A 2798-nucleotide genomic window follows, 5' to 3' on the forward strand; every position below is an offset into this window, starting at 1 on the left:
AAGGAGGTGGCAATGACCACACCAAATCCACTGGCAAAAACGAAAGGTGCGGGAACGACGTTCTGGATGTACACCGGCAAGGGCGATGCGTTTGCGAACCCTTTATCGGACACTGACTGGCTGCGTCTTGCGATGGTGAAGGATCTGCAGCCTGGCGAAATGACCGCTGATGCAGAAGATGACACTTATCTCGATGATGAAGATGCAGACTGGAAAACGACAACCCAGGGGCAGAAATCCGTCGGTGATACTTCGGCGACGCTGGCCTGGCGTCCGGGTGACAGCGGGCAGAAAAAACTGGTTCAGTTGTTCGACTCCGGTGAAGTCTGCGCGTTTCGTATCAAATATCCCAACGGTACTGTTGATGTTTTCCGTGGCTGGCTGAGTTCACTGGGTAAAACCATTGCCTCAAAAGACGTGATGACCCGCACAGTGAAAATCAGCGGTGTGGGGCGTCCGTATCTGGCAGAAGAAGGCACTGAAACCGTGGGCGTTACCGGGCTGACGGTGGCACCGGCATCTGCCAGTGTAAAAGTGGGAGCAACCACCACGCTGACCTTTACAGTAAAACCTGACGGAGCCAGTGACAAAGCGATCAGTGTGCATTCGACAGATCCACAGACTGCCACGGTGACCCTGAACGGGCTTGTGGCCACGGTGAAAGGCGTGAAGCAGGGCAGTGTCAGCATTGTGGGCATGACTTCTGACGGCGATTTTGTGGCAGTGGCTACGGTGGCCGTCAGCGCCGCAGGTTAACAGGACGATACTCATCATTTGCCCCGATTATCCGGGGCTTTTTTGCAGGTGGAGAACATGATGTTTCTGAAACAGGGCACGTTTAATTATGAAAAGCAGTCCGTGGTGCTCAGTGAGCTGTCCGGGCTGCAGAGAATTGAATATCTGGCGTTTGTTCAGCAGCGAACGGCAAAGTTTGATGCCGAAGAGGGAGAACTGCCGGAGGCTGAACGACAGATTGCTTTTCTGCGGATGGGGATGGATATCAATGCCTGGCTGGTTTCCCGCTCACTGTGGAATGCGGAACAGTCTCAGGATGTTGAGACGCTTTGCGCATCCGTTATTACAACATGGTCGTATGATGCCCTGGGAGCGGGGGCGGAGATGGTTCTGTCGCTGAGCGGTATGGGAGCCATTGAGAATGCCGGGGATTTGGAGCATGAGGTGCTGACGCCGGAAAAGTCCTGACGCGGGAAATGCAGTTTGTCATGCGGCTTGCCCGGGAGTTCCGGCGGGCAGACTGGCGGCGGATGCTGTCGGAAATGTCGGCCACTGAGCTTGGTGAGTGGGGCGATTATTTCCGGATGCAGAGCTTCAGTGATGTGTGGATGGATGCGCAGTTTGCCTCGCTGAAGGCATTGATCGTGAGAATGGTGTCCGGCAGCAGTGATGCTGCGGTGGCTGATTTCAGCCTTTTACCGGAAGAGAACGGGATACCGGAGCGAACGGACGAAGAACTGATGCATCTTGGGGACGGTATTTCCGGAGGTGTGCGTTATGGACCAGATAGCCAACCTGGTCATTGATTTGGGGATTGATGCGGCAGAGTTTAAAAATGAAATTCCCCGTATCAAAAACCTTCTGAATGGTGCAGCCAGCGATGCAGAACGGTCTTCTGCCCGTATGCAGCGTTTTATGGAGCGTCAGACTCAGGCCGCCCGGCAGACAATGCAGGCGGCTTCTTCGGCTGCAACAGCCGCATCCGTCCATGCGCAGACGGTGGAGAAGAGCGCACAGGCTCATGAACGCATGGCCCGCGAGGTGGAGCAAACCCGCCAGCGTATGGAGGCACTGAGCCAGAAAATGCGCGAGGAACAGGCACAGGCCATGGCTCTGGCGGAGGCTCAGGATAAAGCGGCTGCCGCGTTTTATCGTCAGATTGACAGTGTGAAACAGGCCAGTGCGGGGTTGCAGGAGTTACAGCGTATTCAGCAGCAGATCCGACAGGCCAGAAACAGTGGCGGGATTGGTCAGCAGGATTATCTGGCGCTGATTTCTGAGGTTACGGCGAAAACCCGTGTTCTTACGCAGGCTGAGGCAGAGGCTACCCGACAGAAAGTGGCGTTTATCCGTCAGCTTAAAGAGCAGGCAACCCGCCAGAATCTTTCTTCTTCTGAGTTGCTTCGTGCTAAGGCTGCCCAGCTGGGGGTAAGCAGTGCTGCAGAAGTGTATATCCGCAAAATGGAGCAGGCAGGAAAAGCCACGCATTCGCTGGGTCTGAAAAGTGCAGCGGCCCGCCAGGAGATAGGCGTTCTGATAGGTGAACTGGCCCGCGGCAATTTAGGGGCGCTGAGGGGATCCGGGATAACGCTGGCTAACCGTGCCGGATGGATAGACACACTGATGTCACCGAAAGGCATGATGCTGGGCGGGGTTATTGGCGGTATTACCGCGGCCGTCTATGGTCTGGGTAAAGCCTGGTATGACGGTCAGAAGGAGGGGGAAGAATTTAACCGCCAGCTGTCGCTGACGGGGCATTATGCCGGAGTCACTGCCGGGCAGCTGTGGACGCTCAGTCGTGCTATTTCCGGGAATGGTATCACGCAACATGCTGCAGCCGGTGCGCTGGCTCAGGTGGTGGGGAGTGGTGCATTTCGTGGAAACGATATCGGTATGGTGGCGAGAGCTGCCGCACAGATGGAGCGATCGGTTGGCCAGTCGATCAGCGATACCATAAATCAGTTTAAGCGGCTGAAGGATGATCCTGTAAATGCCGCGAAGGCTCTGGACAATGAGCTGCATTTTCTTACTGCCACTCAGCTTGAGCAGATACGCGTCCTTGG

At 55.6% G+C, this 2798-nt stretch carries 4 protein-coding genes; all 4 read left to right on the forward strand.

Features of this window, described 5'->3' with window-relative positions; translation table 11 throughout:
- Window positions 1–12: 12 nt before the first annotated feature.
- The gene (locus ATB02_RS25450; RefSeq protein WP_000211104.1) at window positions 13–756 is read left to right on the forward strand and encodes a phage tail protein; all 744 of its coding nucleotides are present in this window, start codon (window positions 13–15) and stop codon (window positions 754–756) included.
- A 60-nt stretch (window positions 757–816) separates the two neighbouring features.
- Window positions 817–1203 carry a phage tail assembly chaperone G gene (gene gpG / locus ATB02_RS25455; RefSeq protein WP_001300035.1) on the forward strand — a complete coding sequence of 129 codons (387 nt, stop codon included), beginning with the start codon at window positions 817–819 and terminating at the stop codon, window positions 1201–1203.
- A gap of 8 nt (window positions 1204–1211) precedes the next feature.
- Window positions 1212–1541 (forward strand): phage tail assembly protein T, encoded by a 330-nt coding sequence (locus tag ATB02_RS25460; RefSeq protein ID WP_105272401.1) that lies wholly within the window; start codon window positions 1212–1214, stop codon window positions 1539–1541.
- Window positions 1513–2798: phage tail length tape measure family protein (locus tag ATB02_RS25465; protein ID WP_198600598.1), on the forward strand; the 1286-nt coding region annotated here is incomplete at its 3' end. The genes ATB02_RS25460 and ATB02_RS25465, both read left to right, overlap by 29 nt.

Source organism: Escherichia sp. MOD1-EC5189 (genome assembly GCF_002966045.1).
GTDB classification, from domain to species: Bacteria; Pseudomonadota; Gammaproteobacteria; order Enterobacterales; family Enterobacteriaceae; genus Escherichia; species Escherichia coli_F.

What these genes read in the sequence shown, in the direction of transcription:
- ATB02_RS25450 (WP_000211104.1), top strand. Translation starts at nt 13, where the DNA reads ATGACCACACCAAATCCACTGGCAAAAACGAAAGGTGCGGGAACGACG.
- gpG (WP_001300035.1), top strand. Translation starts at nt 817, where the DNA reads ATGTTTCTGAAACAGGGCACGTTTAATTATGAAAAGCAGTCCGTGGTG.
- ATB02_RS25460 (WP_105272401.1), top strand. Translation starts at nt 1,212, where the DNA reads ATGCAGTTTGTCATGCGGCTTGCCCGGGAGTTCCGGCGGGCAGACTGG.